The following is a 645-nucleotide window of genomic DNA, read 5'->3' as shown; positions in this document are numbered from 1 at the left end:
GCGGCGCGGGCGGCCCGGGTCGCGTTGCGGCGGGACAGCGCGTCGAGCAGCGGGCGTTCACCCCGGCCTCGCAGCAGGAGCAGCACGAAGGGGTCGGCGTCCAGAAGTCTCGCGGTCTGGTAGCAGAGGGCGGCGGCGTGCTTGCAGGGGTGACCGACGTCGGGGCAACTGCAATGCGGGTCGAGGTCGCCGGGCCCCGGCAGCAGCGGAACTCCGCACTCCGCAAGGGACTTGGGCATCTCCTTGTCGAGCAGTGCGGCGATGTGTCCGGGCCGGTCGGCGGCGGCGTCCAGGAACCGGTCCCAGTCGGCGTCGTCGAGCGTCCGCAACCGCACCTGTACGCGGTACGGCCGCGGGCGGCTGCCCTGCACATACGCGAGCACGAGTCCCGGTGTCACGGTGATCGCGTCGACGTGGCCCTTCTCGGCGTAACCACGCCCGCGCACAAGCCGCTTGGCGTCCAGCGCGCCTTCCTCCAACGCGGTGACCCAGGCATTGCCCCACCAGGTCTCGGCGAAGTGCGTGTCCTTCGACGGCTTCGGCGGGAACGCGGGGAAGGTGCGGCGGAGGTCGCCGTCACGGGAGGGAGAGGCCATGGAGGTGGGGGTTGTGGGGATAGGGATGGGGGTGTGGGTGGGGCTGGGG

General features: G+C 72.1%; 1 protein-coding gene. It reads right to left on the bottom strand.

Going from position 1 to position 645, the window contains the following annotated elements:
- The coding region (locus JHN45_RS52665; protein WP_201056631.1) for an SWIM zinc finger family protein at nt 1-645 on the bottom strand (645 nt) is incomplete at both ends.

Origin of the sequence: Streptomyces sp. MBT53 (genome assembly GCF_016654115.1) — a bacterium.
GTDB lineage: Bacteria > Actinomycetota > Actinomycetes > Streptomycetales > Streptomycetaceae > Streptomyces.
The sequence above is the reverse complement of the archived record's forward strand: the minus strand, read 5'-3'. Positions and strand labels throughout refer to the sequence as shown.